The sequence below is a fragment of the Streptomyces sp. NPDC003035 genome (assembly GCF_042888285.1).
Lineage (GTDB): Bacteria > Actinomycetota > Actinomycetes > Streptomycetales > Streptomycetaceae > Streptomyces.
On the sequence record NZ_JBIAPJ010000001.1, the window covers coordinates 360,165 to 377,668 of the forward strand.

The following is a 17,504-nucleotide window of genomic DNA, read 5'->3' on the forward strand; positions in this document are numbered from 1 at the left end:
GGACGCTACTCCGTCTCCCCGCGGCCCCGTCGCGCTGCGTGGACCGCCGGGGCCGTCGAGTGGGGGAGGAGGTCGGACGGGTGGGCCGGGGCGACGACCTCGACCTCGACCTCCTCGCTGAAGCGGTACGGGCGGTGGGCGAGCACGCTCGCCAGGTTCCGGCGGATCCGGGACATCTCCGCCCGTACCGTCACCGTCCTCGTCCGGTCGCCGAACACGTCCTCCGCCAGCTCCGCCGCCGTCCTGCCGTCACGGTGCAGAGCCAGGACGTACAGCAGTTCGGCGTGGCGCGGGCTCAGCTCCAGCGTCCAGCTGCCCGCCGCCCCCGACACCGCCACGGACCAGCGGCGCGGCCGGCTCAGATCGAGGACGACCCGGCTCGCCGCGCCCGCGTCCGCGTCCGTGGCCGTCCCCCGGGTCTCCTCCCCGACCCGCAGCAGCCAGCCACCGGGCAGGGGCTCCACCGCGCACATCCCCAGCGACGGCAGCCAGACGCGCCCGGCCCGGAAGGACTTCGGCAGCGCGATCCGGTCCACCGGGGCCATCCCGGTCACCGCCGCCGTCCAGCCGTGCGTGTCCACCGCGACCGCCCGGCCGCCCACCCGGCACAGGATCGGCGCGGCCACCGAGCGCAGCCGCTCGACGGACCGCAGATGGCGCTCCCGCATCTCCGCCTCGGCGAGCTGAGCCACCGAGCGGACCAGCGCCAGGGTCGCCGGATGGAAGCTGGAGGCCGGACCGCTCACGTCCACGATCCCCAACAGCCGCTGGTCACGCGGATCGTGGACGGGAGCCGCGGCGCAGGTCCAGTTGTGGAGCGTATGGACGTAGTGCTCGGCCGAGTGGACCTGGACGGCCCGTCGCATCGCGAGCGCCGTGCCCACCGCGTTCGTACCGGTGGTGTGCTCGGTCCAGGCCGCGCCCTCCTCCAGGCAGATGCCGTTGGCCTGGCGCATCACCGCGAGGTTGCCCTGGCGCCACAGCACCCTGCCGTGCTCGTCGGTGACCACCATGATCTGCATGGAGGCGTCCGCGATCCCGGCGAGTCCGCCGCTCAGCGTGCGCATCACCTCGCCCAGCACCGTCGTGCGCCGCCGTTCCTCCAGCTCGTCCCGGCGGAGGAGCGCGCTGCTGGTGCCCTGGTCCGGGTCCAGACCGAGCCGGAACATCCGTCGCCAGGAGGCGTCGATGACCGGGCGGGGCGCGATCGGCGGCGTGCGGCCGGCCAGCATCTCCTCCCGTACCCGGTGCAGCAGCCGGGTCGCCTGGGCGGCGTCCATGGCAGCGAGCCGGTTCATGTCCAGCTGAGTGTTCTTCATCGGTCTCTCCCAGCCACCTGCGGTGCTGTATCGGTTCTGCGCTGTGCTGCGTCGATGCTGACGGTGGTGGTGCCCATCGTGCCGCCCAGGGCTCCCCGGTGAAGGGCGGTTCGGGTAATCCTGCAACCCTTTGCAACCCTGGCAGTCATCCGCCCGGTGCAGGAGGCTGGGTCACAGCGGAGGGTGGTGCCGTGTCGGCGCAGCACCACCCTCGGCTTTTCCTTGAGACCTCGGCGTTCAGCACCGCGCCCTTCAGGCCTCCACCCGCGCCCGCTCCACCACCGCCCGCAGATCCAGCGTGGTCGGCAGCGTCCCGAACACCGAGCCGCCGTCGCCGCCCAGCCGCGAGGCGCAGAACGCGTCCGCCACCTCCGCCGGCGCCCACCGCACGAGCAGTGACCCCTGCAGCACCAGCGCCATCCGCTCCACGACCCGCCGGGCCCGCCCCTCGATCCCCTCCAGATCGGCCAGCTCGGTCAGCACCCCCCGGATCGCCCTGTCGAGCCGGTGATCCGCGCCCCGTGCCGTGCCCACCTCCGTCAGGAACGCGTTCAGCGCCATCGGCTCCCTCCGCAATGCCCGCAGCACGTCCAGGGCCTGGACATTGCCGGAGCCCTCCCAGATCGAGTTGAGCGGCGACTCGCGCAGCAGCCGCGGCATCCCCGACTCCTCCACGTAGCCGTTGCCGCCCAGGCACTCCAGCGCCTCCGCCACCATCGGCGTACACCGCTTCGTCACCCAGAACTTCGCCGTCGGCACCGCGATCCGCGCGAAAGCCCGTTCCGCCTCCGTACCGGCGTCGTACGCCGCCGCCAGCCGGATCCCGAGCACCGTCGCCGCCTCCGACTCCAGCGCCAGATCGGCCAGCACATTGCGCATCAGCGGCTTGTCGATCAGCGGACCGCCGAACGCGCGACGGTGCGCGGTGTGGTGCAGGGCCTGCACCAGCGCCTGCCGCATCAGCGCCGCCGAGCCCAGCACGCAGTCCAGCCGGGTCGCCGCGACCATCTCGATGATCGTGCGGACCCCCTGGCCCTCGTCCCCCACCCGGCGCGCCCATGTCGTCCCGTCGAACTCGACCTCGGCGGAGGCGTTCGACCGGTTCCCGAGCTTGTCCTTGAGCCGCTGGATCGCGAACGCGTTGCGCGTCCCGTCCTCCAGGACCCGAGGCACCAGGAAGCAGGTCAGGCCGTCAGGCGCCTGCGCGAGGACCAGGAAGCCGTCCGACATCGGCGCCGAGCAGAACCACTTGTGCCCGGTCAGCACGTACTCGCCGGTCCCGGACACCGGGCGCGCCTCGGTCGTGTTCGTCCGTACGTCGCTGCCGCCCTGCTTCTCCGTCATCCCCATCCCGAGGAGCACGCCGGTCTTCTCGGTGGGCGGCCGCAGCCCCTCCTCGTAGATGCGCGAGGTGAGCAGCGGCTCCCAGACGGCGGCGAGCGCGGGGTCCGTCCGCAGCGCGGGCACCGCGGCATGGGTCATCGAGAGCGGGCAGCCGTGCCCGGCCTCGGTCTGCGTCGCCAGGGCGAACCCGGCCGCGCGCCGCACATGTCCACCCGGACGGCCCCACGCGTTGGTGAGCCCGCCCCCCACCGCGCGCCCCAGGAGGCGGTGCCACGCGGGATGGAACTCGACCTCGTCGATCCGGTTCCCGTACCGGTCGTGCGTCCGCAGCACGGGCGGATTCTCGTTGACGAGCCGCCCCCACCCCTGCGCCTGGGCGGAGCCGACGGACTGGCCCTGGGCCACGAGTTCCTCGCGCGCCTCCTCGTAGACCTCCGGATCCAGATGACGCTCGACGGCCTCCGCCAGGGCGCGGTCGGACGTGAAGGCGTCGTATCCGACCAGGGGCGGAGCCTGATTGGTCACTGTGTGGGTGGTGGCTGCCATGCCGATACGGTAAGGAGGTGCAGGCAGCAAACGAAACACCCGAGCGGCGGCCCGGGGGCAGACTCCACCGTGCGCGAGTCCTCTACCGCAACGTCTCCAAGCGGAAGATGGTCTGGCTGCTCCTGAAGGACACCGTCAACTCGTGCATCGAGTACCGCATCCTCGGCCTCGCCGCCGAGGCGGCGTTCTTCACCCTTCTGTCCCTGCCCCCGCTGCTGCTCGGACTGATCGCCCTCCTCGGCTACGCCGACGACTGGACCAACACCGACACCGTCGCGAGCATCCAGGAGAACATCCTCCGCGCCGCCGGAACGGTCCTCTCCGACCGCGGCGTCCGCGACATCGCCAAGCCCCTCCTCGAAGACGTCACCCAGGGCAAACGCCCCGAACTGATCTCCCTCGGCTTCGCCATCGCCCTCTGGTCGGGCTCGCGCGCCGTGAACGTCTTCATCGACACCATCACGGTGATGTACGGACTCGACGGGCACCGCGGCATCGTCAAGACCCGGCTCCTGGCCTTTCTGCTCTACCTCGTGGCGCTGGTCATCGGCGCGGTCGTCCTGCCGCTCGCCGTGGTCGGCCCGGACCGGGTGGTGGAGCTGATCCCCTGGGGCACGGAAGTCGTCGCCGTCCTCTACTGGCCGGTCGTCATCCTGCTCTCCATCGCCTTCCTGACCACGCTGTACCACGTGTCCGTCCCCGTCCGCTCCCCATGGATCGAGGACATCCCGGGCTCCCTGGTGGCCCTCGGGATGTGGGTGTTCGGCAGCTTCCTACTGCGGATCTACCTGACGAGCCAGGTCGAGGGCCCCACGATCTACGGCTCTCTCGCCGCGCCCATCGCCGTTCTGCTCTGGATCGGCATCTCGGCCTTCGCGGTGCTCGTCGGCGCGGCGGTGAACGCGGCGATCGACCGTGTCTGGCCCTCCGTCGCCACCGCCGCCGCCCGCGAGGCCTCCGACCGTGCCCGCGCCGCGCAGGCCGCCGACCTCGTCGCCCGGCTGCGCGCGGAGGCGGACGACGTGGACGAGGACGACCCGGACATGCCGTCGGAGTTCCCCGAACGCTGGTCGCGCTTCCTGCCTCCTGACGACGTCAAGTCGCGCCTGCACTCGGGCTGGGAGAAGGACTGACGACTACGCTCGACGGCGTACAGGAGGAACGCGTGTACGAGGAACATCCGGCGCGCCTGGACGGCGCCGTCGTCTGGACCCTCACGCCCGGGGCCGGGAGCGAACCGGTGCCCGTGCTGCCCGACGGCTGCATGGACCTGCTGTGGCGCGGGTGCGACGGCCGGCTGCTCGTCGCGGGCCCCGACACCGTCGCGTACGTCCCCGAGGGCGGCCCGGGCCGCTACGCCGGGATCCGCTTCGCCCCTGGTGACGCCCCCGCGCTGCTCGGCGTACCGGCGAGCGAGCTGCGCGACCGGCGGGTCGAGCTCGGGGCGCTGTGGGGCGAGGCCCGGGCGCGGCGGCTCGGCGAACGCGTCGCCGAGGCCCCCGATCCCGCCGCCGCCCTTGAGGACCTCGCCGTGCGCCGGGCCGCGGACGTCCCGCCCCCCGACCCACTGCTGCGGGCCGTCGTCCGGCGGCTTCACGCGGGCCGGCCGGTTGCCGAGACGGCCGAGCTCGCCGGGCTCGGGGCCCGGCAGCTGCACCGCCGGTCGCTGGACGCGTTCGGCTACGGGCCCAAGACCCTGGCCCGGATCCTCCGCCTCCAGCGGGCGCTCGCCCTGGTCAGGGCCGGGCTCCCGTACGCCGAGGCGGCGATCGGCGCGGGCTGCGCCGACCAGGCCCATCTGTCGCGCGAGACCCGGGCGCTGGCCGGCACGACGCTGTCCGCCTACGCCTCGGCCTGGGCGAAGAGGGAGACCCCGCAGCCGTCCGGGTCGAGCACGACGGCATAACGCTGCCCCCACACGGCGTCCCACGGCTTGAGGTGCCCGCGGTGGCCGGCCGCGACCAGCGACTCGTACGTGGCGTCCACCTCCCGCGGCGAGGCACAGCGGAACGCGAGCCCGATCCGGTCGCCGCCCTCGGGACGCGCCCAGCCGGGATCGAAGGAGCGGATGACCTCCTCGGTGTCCCACGCGATCCGCATCCCCCCGGGCAAGGCGGCTTCCACGTGCGCCGCGGTGTCGGACTCGACGGGGATCTCCAGGCCGAGCCGACGGTAGAAGGCGAGGGAGGCGGCCATGTCGGAGACGACGAGGCCGATGACGTCGAGACGTGGTGATGTGTTCATGGGGGCACGGTAGGCGGGCGGGGAAGCGCCGGTCTTGTACGAATCGGACGCGGCGCGCGGGAGAGGCCGGCGCGCGGGAGGGACCGGCGGGTGGCCGGAGTGGCCCGGACGTACGCTGGAACAGGACCGCGCCGGACGGAGGTCCGACGGCGGTCGCGATCATGCTGTCCCGACGGCTGTCCGGACGGAGGTGCGTCATGACCGCATCGGCCGTTCCTCCGGGGCCCGGTGCCACCGCCTGGGCGCCCGAGACGGTGACCACCGACCCGTACAACGCCCAGACGCCGAGGGCCGCGCTGGCCGAGCGCCTCACTCCCGCCGACGCCCTGTTCGTACGGGACCACTTCGGGGTGCCGCCGACGGCCACCGACCGCTGGCGCCTGCGCGTCGGCGGGGCGGTGGCCACGCCGCTCACTCTCGACTACGCGACGCTGCTCGCCCTGGGACACGAGGGACGCCGCGAGTTCGACGTCGTCCTGGAGTGCGCGGGCAACGGCCGCGCCCTGATGACGCCCCGCCCGCCGGGACTCCCCTGGGGCGAACGCGCGGTCGGGTGCGCCCGGTTCGCGGGCGTTCCCTTCCACCTCGTCGCCGAGCGCGCCGGAGTCGCACCGGAGACCGTCGAGTTCGTCTTCGCCGGGGCCGACACCGGCAGCGTGCACGGCCACCGGGCCGCCTTCGAACGCAGTCTCCCGCTCGCCGAGGCCCTCCACCCGGACACCCTCCTCGCCACGCATCTGAACGGCGAGCCGCTCCCGCCCGAGCACGGCGCCCCGGTGCGCCTCGTCGTCCCCGGCCGCTACGCCGTCGCCGACGTGAAGTGGCTGGTCGAGGCGAGGGCCATCACGGAGCCCTTCACGGGCGTCTTCCAGGCGGAGGAGTACGTGTACGTCGCGTCGCGGGGCATCCCCGACGGACCCGTCTCGGCGATCCGGGTCAAGTCCCTCATCACCGCCCCCGAGCCGGACGACGACCTCCGGCGCGGCACGCAGACCGTCGTCCGCGGCCGCGCGTGGTCGGGCGCCGGGCTGGCCGTGGGGCGGGTCCAGGTGCGGGCCGAGCACGAGGACGAGGAGGGGCATGACACGGCGGGGGACGGCGCGGCGTGGCACGACGCCGACCTCGAGCCGCCGACCGGACCGTACGCCTGGACCGGCTGGTCGTACCGGTGGACACCCCGGACGCCCGGCCGGTACCGGCTGCTGGCCCGGGCGACCGACGCGCGCGGCGAGACCCAGCCCCCGCGCGCGCCGTGGAACGCCCAGGGCTACGGCTGCAACCCGGTGGCGGCGGTCGACGTGGTCGTCGTCTGAGACCTCCGTGCCGACCCCACGGAAAAGGCCGGCCCGGCGCCGTGGGCGCCGAGCCGGCCTTTCCGGTGGTCCGTCCCCTCAGGGGTGCATCCGGCGACGTCAGTCCGTACCGAACTCCATCGCGGCGCGGTCCAGCAGCTCGTCGTCCTCGGCGACCTCGCCGCGGGAGGCGATGGCCTCGGCGCCGCCCTCCGGCATGCTGCCGATCAGGCCGGTCGCGGCCGCCTGGGCGGCACCGATGGAGGGGCTGCCGGTGCCGATCAGGCCCAGGCCGGCGTACTGCTCCAGCTTGGCGCGGGAGTCGGCGATGTCGAGGTTGCGCATGGTGAGCTGACCGATCCGGTCCACCGGACCGAACGCGGAGTCCTCGGTGCGCTCCATGGACAGCTTGTCCGGGTGGTAGCTGAACGCGGGGCCGGTGGTGTCGAGGATCGAGTAGTCCTCACCGCGCCGCAGCCGCAGCGTCACCTCGCCGGTGACGGCCGAGCCGACCCAGCGCTGCAGCGACTCGCGCACCATCAGCGCCTGCGGGTCCAGCCAGCGGCCCTCGTACATCAGCCGCCCGAGGCGCCGTCCCTCGTTGTGGTACTGCGCGAGGGTGTCCTCGTTGTGGATCGCGTTGACCAGACGCTCGTACGCGGCGTGCAGCAGGGCCATGCCCGGCGCCTCGTAGATGCCCCGGCTCTTGGCCTCGATGATCCGGTTCTCGATCTGGTCCGACATGCCCATGCCGTGCCGGCCGCCGATGGCGTTGGCCTCCATCACGAGGTCGACGGGCGAGGCGAACTGCTTGCCGTCGATCGTCACGGGACGGCCCTGGTCAAAGCCGATCGTCACGTCCTCGGTGGCGATCTCGACCGACGGGTCCCAGAACCGCACGCCCATGATCGGCTGCACGGTCTCCACGCCGGTGTCCAGGTGCTCCAGGGTCTTGGCCTCGTGGGTGGCGCCCCAGATGTTGGCGTCGGTGGAGTACGCCTTCTCCGTGCTGTCGCGGTAGGGCAGGTCGTGGGCGAGGAGCCACTCCGACATTTCCTTGCGGCCGCCGAGCTCGGTCACGAAGTCCGCGTCCAGCCAGGGCTTGTAGATCCGCAGGTGCGGGTTGGCGAGCAGGCCGTAGCGGTAGAACCGCTCGATGTCGTTGCCCTTGAACGTCGAGCCGTCGCCCCAGATCTGGACGTCGTCCTCGAGCATCGCCCGCACGAGGAGCGTGCCCGTGACGGCGCGGCCGAGCGGCGTGGTGTTGAAGTAGGCACGTCCGCCGGAGCGGATGTGGAACGCCCCGCAGGTGAGCGCGGCCAGGCCCTCCTCGACGAGCGCCGCGCGGCAGTCGACCAGGCGCGCGATCTCGGCGCCGTAGGTCTTCGCACGGCCGGGCACCGAGGCGATGTCGGGCTCGTCGTACTGGCCGATGTCGGCGGTGTAGGTGCACGGGACGGCACCCTTGTCGCGCATCCACGCGACCGCGACCGAGGTGTCGAGGCCGCCCGAGAAGGCGATGCCGACGCGCTCGCCGGCGGGGAGGGAGGTGAGGACCTTGGACATAGGAAGAGTATGCAGGATCGCGCATGGTCATGCAAAGTCCGGGCGGAAATTCCTTCCGGGGTGCCGCCCCACCCGGGGGCCCGCCGACACCCGCCCGGCGGCACCGTGCCACCGAGCCGGCCTTCTCCGTAAAAGAGTTGGCGTGCCGCGGGGGCCTCCCACTAATGTTGCCGCCGTTGCCGATTCGTGTGTGATCAGGAGGTGTGACCGATGGCTGTCATGACGACGGGCGCTGCCCTCATCCCGAAGTTCATCAACTCCACCTCCGTGGTCTCCGGCTGACCTTCCTTCCTTCTGCGCGCCCGTGTGCGCGTGCCGGGGCCACCCTTGTGAAGGGTCACCCCTTGTCTTTCTCCTCTCTTCAGGCTTCGGCTTCGCACGCTCTCGCTCCGTACGGCTGGGACGAGGGCTGGGAAGCCGCGTTCGCCCCGTACGCCGAGCAGGGACTGCTGCCCGGCCGTGTCCTGCGGGTCGACCGCGGTCAGTGCGATGTGGTCACCCCCGTCGGGACCGTCCGCGGTGACACCGAGTTCGTCGTTCCCCGCGACCCGCTGAAGGTCGTCTGCACGGGGGACTGGGTCGCCGTCGACGCGGCCGGAGACCCCCAGTACGTACGGACCCTGCTGCCGCGCCGCACGGCGTTCGCGCGGTCCACCTCGTCCAAGCGGTCCGAGGGGCAGATCCTCGCCGCCAACGTCGACCACGCGATCATCACCGTCTCGCTCGCCGTCGAGCTGGACCTCGGTCGGGTGGAACGCTTCCTCGCCCTCGCCTGGGAGTCCGGCGCGCAGCCGCTCGTCGTGCTCAGCAAGGCCGATCTCGTCCCCGATCCGGTCGGGCTCTCCTATCTCGTGGAGGACGTGGAGTCCGTGGCTCCCGGAGTGCAGGTGCTGCCTGTCAGTTCCCAGACCGGTGAGGGGCTCGACGTGCTCGGCGCGGTCGTGGGCGGCGGGACGAGCGTGCTGCTCGGCACCTCCGGCGCCGGGAAGTCCACGCTCGCCAACACCCTCCTCGGGGAAGAGGCGATGACGGTCCGAGCCGCTCGTGACGTGGACGGCAAGGGCCGCCACACCACGACCACGCGCAATCTGCTCGTGCTGCCCGGGGGAGGCGTCCTCATCGACACCCCCGGTCTGCGCGGCGTCGGGCTCTGGGACGCCGAGACCGGCGTCGGCCAGGTCTTCGCCGAGATCGAGCAGCTGTCCGAGGACTGCCGCTTCCAGGACTGCGCCCACGAGTCCGAACCGGGCTGTGCGGTGGCGGCGGCGGTCGAGGACGGTTCGCTGTCGGTCCGCCGGCTGGAGAGCTACCGCAAGCTCCTGCGCGAGAACCAGCGCATCGTCGCCAAGACCGACGCCCGGCTCCGCGCCGAGATCCTCAAGGACTGGAAGCGGAAGGGCGCGGAGGGCCGGGCGGCGCTGGAGGCCAAGCGCGGCGCCCGTGGGCGGTAGTCGCCGGGGGCGGAAGGCGTCGGGGCGGTAGCCAGGGCGGCCGGTCGTGAAGGCCGGTCGCCAGGGCCGGTCGTCCCGTGGCCTCGGAGGGAGCCCCGGGTCAGCGCGGCGTCCGAAAACCGCCAGCCGGGCACATGGGGCTCCCGCACACTGGATCCGTGAGCGACCAGAAGACCAGCGAGGACACCCGGTACGAGGCGGTCAGCAGCCGGGACGCCCGGTTCGACGGAGCGTTCTTCTTCGCCGTCGAGACGACCGGCATCTACTGCCGCCCCAGCTGCCCCGCCGTCACGCCCAAACGGAAGAACGTCACCTTCTTCCCCACCGCGGCCGCCGCCCAGGGCCACGGCTTCCGGGCCTGCCGCCGCTGCCGGCCCGACGCCGTGCCCGGGTCCGCCGAGTGGAACGTCCGCGCCGACATCGTCGGGCGCGCCATGCGGATGATCGGGGACGGCGTCGTCGACCGCGAGGGCGTGCCCGGGCTCGCCGGCAGGCTCGGGTACAGCGCCCGGCAGGTGCAGCGGCAGCTCACCGCCGAACTCGGCGCGGGCCCCGTCGCGCTCGCCCGCGCCCAGCGCGCCCACACCGCCCGACTGCTCCTGCAGACCACCGCGCTCCCGATCACGGAGATCGCCTTCGCCTCCGGGTTCGCCAGCGTGCGCCAGTTCAACGACACCATCCGCCGCATCTACGCCCGCACCCCCTCCGAGCTGCGCACCGAGTCCGGCACCGGTACCGGCACCGGTACCGGCTCCCGCACCGCCCTCGCCGCCGGGGTGCCGCTGCGGCTCGCCCACCGCGGCCCGTACGCCGCCCGCGAGGTCTTCCAGCTGCTCGCCGCCGAGGCCCTGCCGCATGTCGAGGAGGTACTCGGCGCACCCGGCGCCCGCACCTACCGCCGTACGCTCCGCCTCCCGTACGGCACCGGCATCGTCTCCGTCGACGAGCGCTCCGCAGGGCCCTGGCTGGAGGCCCGGATCCACCTCACCGACCTGCGCGACCTGACCACCGCCGTCCAGCGCCTGCGCCGGCTGCTCGACCTGGACGCCGATCCCTACGCGGTCGGCGAGCGCCTCGCCGCCGACCCGGAACTCGCCGCGCGGGTCGCGGCCCGCCCCGGTCTGCGGTCGCCGGGCGCCGCCGACCCCGAGGAGTTCGCGGTACGGACGCTGATCGGCGCCGAGGAGGCGGCCCGGCTGGTCACCGCCCACGGCACGCCTCTGGACAGCGCCTGCGGCACCCTCACCCACCTCTTCCCCGAGCCCGCCGCGCTCACCGCCCACCCGGTGGCCGGCCCGCTCGCGGAGGCGCTCGCCACCGGGGCCGTACGCCTCGATCCGGGCGCGGACCGCGACGAGGCGGAACGGGCCCTGCGCGCCGTCCCCGGCGTCACCGCCGCCCAGGCCGCCCTCGTCCGGATGCGCGCTCTCGGCGACCCCGACGTGGCCCCCGAGGGCGGTCCGGACGCCGAGGCATGGCGGCCCTGGCGGTCCTACGCCCTCCGGTACCTGGAGCTCGCACCCGTACCGGCAGAATGAGCCCATGATCAGCACTGACCTGCTCGGACCCGGGGACCGCGACGCCTGGGAGCGGCTCTTCCGCGCGTACATCGACTTCTACGGCCGCAGCGAGCCCGACGCGATGTACGAAAGGGCCTGGTCGGCGTTCCAGGACGGCACGCGGCTGCACGCCCGGGCCGCCCGGCTCGACGGCCGGGTCGTCGGGTTCACCCACTTCTTCGTCCACCCCAGCACCTCGGGACCGGACGTCTGCTACCTCCAGGACCTCTTCACCGACCCCGAGGCGCGTGGCAAGGGCATCGCCCGCGCCCTGATCGCCGCCGTGACGGAGTGGGCGAAGGAGCAGGGCTGCGACCGGGTCTACTGGAACACCCAGGAGTCCAACACCACCGCGCGCCGGCTCTACGACCAGGTGGCCCGCAACACCGGCTTCATCAGGTACCAGATCGACCTTCCGAGGTAGCCGCGAGCGCGGTGGTCCTCGGACGTCAGCCCCCGATCACGGCGCCGAACCACGCGCCGACGATCAGCAGGCAGGCGAAGAGCTCCACCAGGATGCTGGTGCCCGCCGCGCGCATCACCGTCCTGGTGGAGGCCCTGGCCTGGCCGTGGCCGCCCAGGCGGAGCCGCTCGGAGAGGTAGATCCCGCCGATGAAACCGGGGATCGCGCCGAGCACCGGGACCAGGAAGAAGCCCAGGAACGCGCCGACGCCGGCGTAGGTCACCATCCGCCGGGTGATGCCGACCCCACGGATCCGGCGCTGCGGCAGGTGCCACACGACCACCTGGGTGAGCAGGAGCAGCGCGGTCGAGGAGACGAGCAGGATCCAGGCGAGCCCGCTCTGCTCGTTCAGGGACCACCAGAGCATGGCGGCCCACACCAGCCACGGCCCCGGCACGCCGGGGGCCAGCACCCCGAACAGGCCGAGCAGCATCACCATCGCGACGAGCAACAGCTGCCACACACCCATCTGCCCAGCGTGCAGGACGGATGATCTCCTCGCAGGTCGCGGGGTACGGACGGGGGGCGGGCGGCGTCGTGGCGCGGGCCGCGCGGCGGCCTGGGCGGGACGCCGTATGCGGTCCGGGCCCCGGGGTCGGGGCGATGCCGTACAGGGTCCGAGCAGGGCTCGTACGCGGCGGGCATCGTCACGCGGCTCAGATTGGGCTCCTGCGCGGGCGTCGTCGCGCGGTCAGGGCGGCTGTCGTCACGCGGTACGCCCCGGGCCCGTCATCCGCGGGCGACCCACCCCTTCTCGTACGCGTGCCAGCCCAGCTGGAGCCGTGTCGTCACGCCCGTCAGCTCCATCAGGCCCTTCACCCGGCGCTGCACCGTCCGCAGGCCCAGGTCGAGCTGCTTCGCCACGCTCGCGTCCGTCATGCCCGCCAGCAGGAGCGAGAGGATCTCCAGGTCCGTCGCGTCGGGGCCCGGCACCTCCGTCTCGGTGACCTGCGCGCCCGCCCCGAGCCGCAGCGGCAGCGCGTCGCGCCAGACCGCCTCGAAGAGGCCCATCAAGGACTCCAGGAGCCCGCTCGCGTGCACCACGAGGGCCGCCGGCTCCGCGCCGCGGCCCGTCAGCGGAACCATCGCCAGGGACCGGTCCGCCACCACCAGCTTCGTGGGCACCCGGTCCACCACCCGGATCTGCTCGTCGCGGCCGAGAGCCGCCGACAGTTCGACGATGCCCGAGGGCTGCGTCATGACCTCCCGCTCCACGACCACCCGATAGCGCACGCCCCGCCCGGCCGCCAGCTCCTCCGCGTCGTTCTCCAGGCCGGTCACCGCGATCGGCTTGCCCGTCACCAGGGCGCAGACCTCCTCCGTCGCGCCCAGCTGGAGCTGGAGGAACCGGTGGGTGACGGCGCTCGCGCCGGTCACCACCTCGACGAGGTCGTGGACGGCCGGTTCCGCCGCCTCCGTGCGGTACTCCTCCGCGAGGAGCGCCGCCGCCAGCTCGGCCTGCTCCAGCTCGTGGCGCTGCTGCGTCAGCAGCGCGCCCAGGGCCACCCCCGGCGGCGCCGCGACCCACCGCCCGGTCCGCGCCGAGGACTGCGCGGCGAGCCCTTGCGACTCCAGGCGCCGCAGCGCCCGCTCGGTGTCCGTCTCGGGCAGCGCGAGCCGGTGCGCCAGGTCCGTCACCTCGGCCGCGCCCATGGCGACGAGCGCGCGATACGCGGACTCCTGCCGCTCGTCGAGACCTATCGCTCCCAGCATCGCTGCCCCACCCCTCGCCGGACGTCCCAGGACGTCCCGGACAACCCGGGACGTTCACCGGACGCATTCGTTCCGTCGGTGCCCTGGCGGGAATCGGCCACGGCGCATTCCCGCCGCGCACATCATCCCTGCACCACCCTCACCTCTGCCAATGTGGCGCCACCGCAGCACCGACAGTCTCCGGACACGGGCGCTTTCGCCTGCCCTTGCACCGGAATCAGAGGGGGAGAGCGATGCGCCCGATGTCGCGTACGGCCCTGGGAGCGGCGACCGCCGCCGTCCTGGCCGTCACCGCGGTCGCGCCGTCCACGGCCGCCGCGCCGCAGGACGACTCGACCGGCAAGCGGCCGCTGGTCGGCGGCGAGGCCCACGCCCGCGCCGGGGAACGGACCGCCACCGTCACCCTGGTCACGGGCGACCGGGTGCTGGTCACCCACGACGCGGCCGGGAACCCGGCCGCCGCCGCCCTGCCCCGCCGGGACGGGACCGTGCCCTTCGTCCAGACCCGCCGCTCGGGCCAGGACCTGTACGTCTACCCCGAGGCCGCCACCGCCGCCCTCGCCGCGGGCCGCGTCGACGAGGAACTCTTCAACGTCACCGGCCTGATCCGGCAGGGCTACGACGACGCCGCCACCACCACGCTCCCGCTCATCGCCGTCTACGGCGCCGACCTCGCCCGCTCGGCGCCGCCCGCCACCCCGCGCGGAGCCCGGCGCGGCCAGGTCCTCAAGGCCGTCGACGGCGTCGCCCTCAAGGCCGACAAGCAGCAGGCCGCCACCTTCTGGGCCGACGTCGACACCCCCGCCGCCCGGTCCGCGTCCGGCCTGAAGAAGCTCTGGCTCGACCGCAAGGTCCAGGCCACCCTGGAACGCTCGACCCGCCAGGTCCACGCCCCCGAGGCCTGGGCCGCCGGCTTCGACGGCAAGGGGACCAAGGTCGCCGTCCTCGACACCGGCGCCGACGCCGAACACCCCGACCTCACGGGCCGGATCGTCGCCGCCGAGAACTTCACCGACTCCGCGACGGCCGGGGACCGCCAGGGCCACGGCACGCACACCCTCTCCACCGTCGGCGGCTCCGGCGCGGCGAGCGACGGCAGGAAGAAGGGCGTCGCGCCCGGCGCGGACCTCCTCAACGGCAAGGTGCTGGGCGACTCCGGTTCCGGCGCCGCCTCCTGGATCATCGCCGGCATGGAATGGGCCGTCGCCCAGGGCGCCGACGTGGTCTCCATGAGCCTCGGAAGCCCCGTACCCACCGACTGCACCGACCCGATGAGCGCCGCCGCCCAGGAACTCGCCCAGAACAAGGGCACGCTGTTCGTCGTCGCCGCCGGCAACTCCGGCCCGGCGCTCGGCACCGTCTCCTCGCCCGGCTGCGCCCCCGACGTCCTGACCGTCGGCGCCACCGACCGCGACGACTCCACCGCGTACTTCTCCAGCCGCGGCCCGACGATCGTCCACCACACCCTCAAGCCGGAGATCGCCGCCCCCGGCGTCGCCATCTCCGCCGCCGCGGCGGGCGGCCGGGGCGTGTACGCCTACCAGGCCATGTCCGGTACGTCGATGGCCACCCCGCACGTCGCGGGCGCCGCCGCCATCGTCAAGCAGCGCCACCCCGACTGGACGGCCCGGCAGATCAAGGCCGCGCTCGTCTCCTCCGCCATGAGCGCCGTCCCCGGCGACGTACGCGAGGTAGGCGGCGGCCGCCTCGACGTCAAGGCCGCGATCGACCAGACGGTCCTCGGCGCCGACGCCGTCCAGGGCGGCACCTTCAACTGGCCCCAGCAGAGCGCCGATCGCACCACGGTCGCCGTGCCGTACACCAACACCTCCGACCGGGCCGTCACCCTGACGCTCGCCGTCGAGAAGGTCACCGGCAACGACGGCTCGCGTGTCCGGTCCTCCGTCGCCCGCCTCGGCAAGCGCACCGTCACCGTCCCGGCCGGCGCGACCGTCGAGGTCCCGCTGCACCTGGACCCGGCCGCCCACCTGGAGCGCGCCCAGTACGGCGACGTCACCGGCCGGGTCGTGGCCACCGGCAGTGGCGGCGCCGGTATTCACGTATCGACGCCGTTCTCCCTGCACGTCCAGCCCGAGACGGTCACTCTGCGCGTCAAGCTGATCGACCGTCAGGGCAGGCCCGCCGACGGCGCGTCGTCCCTCGACCTGATCGGCACCGACGACGCGAGCGGTGAGCGCCGCTTCAACGAGGGCGCCACCGACCAGATATTCCGCGTACGGCCCGGCAGTTACTTCCTCACCTCGTTCGTCACCACCCCCGACGCGGGCGAGGGCGCCACGCTGAACGACTCGCTCAGCTACCTGGCCCGCCCGCAGGTCGAGGTGAAGAAGGACACCACGCTCGTCCTGGACTCCCGCACGGCACACCGGCTGTCGGTGCGGACCGACCGGCCCGGTGAGCAGCGCGGCACCACCCTGGCGTTCTCCCGTTCCTGGGACGACACCTGGCTGCACGCCGGTACGGCGGCGGGGACCCGCACCCTCCGCGGTTACTACGCCTCGGTCGAAGGCTGCGCCGCCGAGGGCGACTTCGAGTTCGGCAGCTACTGGCGCACCGCCGCTCCGCAGATCGAGCGGCTGACGACGGACGACGGCACCGTCCTGCATCCGGTCACCGCCTCGCTCGGCTCCGACAACCTCGACGGCACCGGTTCCGCCCGGCTCGTCGACGCGGGCGCCGGAACCCCGGAGGAGCTGCGGGCCGCCGGTGTCCAGGGACGCGTGGCCCTGGTCCGCGTCCCGGACACCTCCACCGCGGTGAGCACGGTGGCGCGCGACGCCAAGGCAGCCGGCGCGGTCGCGGTGCTCGCGTACCGCACCTCGCCCGCCCGCTGGTACCCGTCCGCCGGCTTCACCGGCGCCGGGTTCCCGGTCCTCGCCGTGAACTCCGCCGAAGGTGCGGCGCTGCTCGCCGAGCTCTCCGGCGGCGAGGTTATCCTCTCCTGGAAGGCCACCGCGAAGAGCCCCTACCTCTACAACCTGGCGTTCCCGGAGGCCGGCGCGATCCGCGACGACAAGGTCTACCGGGTCCGCGACGGGCAGCTGGGCCGCACCGAGTCCACCTACGGCTCGATGGGCGTCGCCACCGACTTCATCGACAACGCGGTGGCGTACCGGCCGAACGGCACGGCCGTCTCCTTCGGCGCCGTCGAGACGGTCCCCGCGCCCGGCAGCCGGATCGAGCTCTCCACGCCCGGGGACACCCGCTGGGGCCACGTCCTGTCCTCCAGCTTCCCGTTCGGCGAGTACATGACCGGCGCGCAGCACGCGTACACGGCGGGCGAGAGGCGTACGGAGCGCTGGTACGACGGCGTCGTCGCCCCGACCGCCCCACGCGACGCGGCCGGAAAGCCCCTCCTCGTCGCCGAGCGCCAGGGCAACCTCATCGGCTTCGCCGACGCCCTGTGGGGCGACAACACCCACCACGCCGACGCCGGTTCCTTCGGTGACATCGGCAACGTCCGGCTGAGCAGGGACGGCGAGCTGCTCGGCGAGACCGGATGGCCGTTCGGCGTCTTCGACGTACCGTCCGAGAGCGGCACGTACACGCTCGAACAGAACGTCATGAAGGTGGGCAGCAAGGTGTGGGCGCGCTCCACGTCCGTCAACTCGGTATGGGAATTCACCTCCAAGCTTGACGAGAGCGTCTACTCTCAAGGCATCCCGATTCTCTTCCCCCGGTACAACCTGCCGGAGGACGGACTCAAGACCCTCGCCGCGACCGACGGCCAGAAGATCGGCCTCACCGCGACGGGTCACGCGGGCTACACGCCCGCCGCGCTCACCTCGGCGACGCTCTCGTACTCGTACGACGGGGGCTCGACCTGGACGGAGGCGCAGGTCTCGCAGCAGGGCGGTGCGTGGACCGCGACCGTGAACCACACGGGCGCGGCGGGCAAGCCGGTCACCCTGAAGACCCGACTGACGGACGCCCACGGCAACTCCGTCACCCAGACCGTGGTCCGCGCTTACGACGTGCGCTGATCA

At 73.2% G+C, this 17,504-nt stretch carries 13 protein-coding genes; 7 read left to right on the plus strand and 6 right to left on the minus strand.

Going from position 1 to position 17,504, the window contains the following annotated elements; all coding sequences use genetic code 11:
* Positions 1-5: 5 nt before the first annotated feature.
* Positions 6-1,319, minus strand: coding sequence for a GAF domain-containing protein (locus ACFYV5_RS01580; protein ID WP_389163022.1), 1,314 nt, complete (start codon positions 1,317-1,319; stop codon positions 6-8).
* Between the two features lie 252 nt (positions 1,320-1,571).
* Positions 1,572-3,209 (minus strand): acyl-CoA dehydrogenase family protein, encoded by a 1,638-nt coding sequence (locus tag ACFYV5_RS01585; protein ID WP_389163025.1) that lies wholly within the window; start codon positions 3,207-3,209, stop codon positions 1,572-1,574.
* Positions 3,210-3,226: 17 nt separating this feature from the next.
* Here ACFYV5_RS01585 and ACFYV5_RS01590 point away from each other — a divergent pair, with 17 nt between their 5' ends.
* Entirely contained in the window at positions 3,227-4,342 is a 1,116-nt protein-coding gene (locus ACFYV5_RS01590) for a YihY/virulence factor BrkB family protein (RefSeq protein ID WP_355106571.1), read from the plus strand.
* Positions 4,343-4,374: 32 nt separating this feature from the next.
* The gene (locus tag ACFYV5_RS01595; protein ID WP_389163030.1) at positions 4,375-5,115 is read left to right on the plus strand and encodes a helix-turn-helix domain-containing protein; all 741 of its coding nucleotides are present in this window, start codon (positions 4,375-4,377) and stop codon (positions 5,113-5,115) included.
* Here the strand turns inward: ACFYV5_RS01595 and ACFYV5_RS01600 are convergent.
* Positions 5,052-5,453: a VOC family protein gene (locus ACFYV5_RS01600; protein WP_389163033.1), complete on the minus strand. Its 402-nt coding sequence runs from the start codon at positions 5,451-5,453 to the stop codon at positions 5,052-5,054. The two genes, ACFYV5_RS01595 and ACFYV5_RS01600, sit on opposite strands and share 64 nt — an antisense overlap.
* Positions 5,454-5,650: 197 nt before the next feature.
* On the opposite strand from ACFYV5_RS01600, the gene ACFYV5_RS01605 reads away from it, so the two are divergent.
* Positions 5,651-6,766, plus strand: a complete 1,116-nt coding sequence (locus ACFYV5_RS01605; RefSeq protein WP_389163036.1) for a sulfite oxidase — start codon at positions 5,651-5,653, stop codon at positions 6,764-6,766.
* A gap of 99 nt (positions 6,767-6,865) precedes the next feature.
* On the opposite strand, the gene argG is transcribed toward ACFYV5_RS01605, so the two are convergent.
* Positions 6,866-8,311, minus strand: a complete 1,446-nt coding sequence (argG, locus tag ACFYV5_RS01610; protein ID WP_355106579.1) for an argininosuccinate synthase — start codon at positions 8,309-8,311, stop codon at positions 6,866-6,868.
* 344 nt (positions 8,312-8,655) lie between these two features.
* Between argG and rsgA the strand changes: the two genes are divergently transcribed.
* The 3 genes from rsgA (at position 8,656) to ACFYV5_RS01625 (ending at position 11,745) form a co-directional block, all read left to right on the plus strand.
* Positions 8,656-9,762: a ribosome small subunit-dependent GTPase A gene (gene rsgA / locus ACFYV5_RS01615; protein ID WP_389163040.1), complete on the plus strand. Its 1,107-nt coding sequence runs from the start codon at positions 8,656-8,658 to the stop codon at positions 9,760-9,762.
* 158 nt (positions 9,763-9,920) lie between these two features.
* Positions 9,921-11,300: a bifunctional transcriptional activator/DNA repair enzyme AdaA gene (locus ACFYV5_RS01620; RefSeq protein ID WP_389163043.1), complete on the plus strand. Its 1,380-nt coding sequence runs from the start codon at positions 9,921-9,923 to the stop codon at positions 11,298-11,300.
* Positions 11,301-11,304: 4 nt separating this feature from the next.
* The gene (locus tag ACFYV5_RS01625; protein ID WP_389163046.1) at positions 11,305-11,745 is read left to right on the plus strand and encodes a GNAT family N-acetyltransferase; all 441 of its coding nucleotides are present in this window, start codon (positions 11,305-11,307) and stop codon (positions 11,743-11,745) included.
* Between the two features lie 25 nt (positions 11,746-11,770).
* Here the strand turns inward: ACFYV5_RS01625 and ACFYV5_RS01630 are convergent, their stop codons facing one another.
* Positions 11,771-12,253 (minus strand): DUF456 domain-containing protein, encoded by a 483-nt coding sequence (locus ACFYV5_RS01630; RefSeq protein WP_355106587.1) that lies wholly within the window; start codon positions 12,251-12,253, stop codon positions 11,771-11,773.
* A gap of 260 nt (positions 12,254-12,513) precedes the next feature.
* A complete protein-coding gene (locus tag ACFYV5_RS01635; protein WP_389163051.1) occupies positions 12,514-13,497 on the minus strand; it encodes a helix-turn-helix domain-containing protein in 984 nt (327 codons plus the stop codon).
* Positions 13,498-13,730: 233 nt separating this feature from the next.
* Between ACFYV5_RS01635 and ACFYV5_RS01640 the strand changes: the two genes are divergently transcribed.
* Entirely contained in the window at positions 13,731-17,501 is a 3,771-nt protein-coding gene (locus tag ACFYV5_RS01640; protein WP_389163053.1) for a S8 family serine peptidase, read from the plus strand.
* The last annotated feature ends 3 nt before the right edge of the window (positions 17,502-17,504 follow it).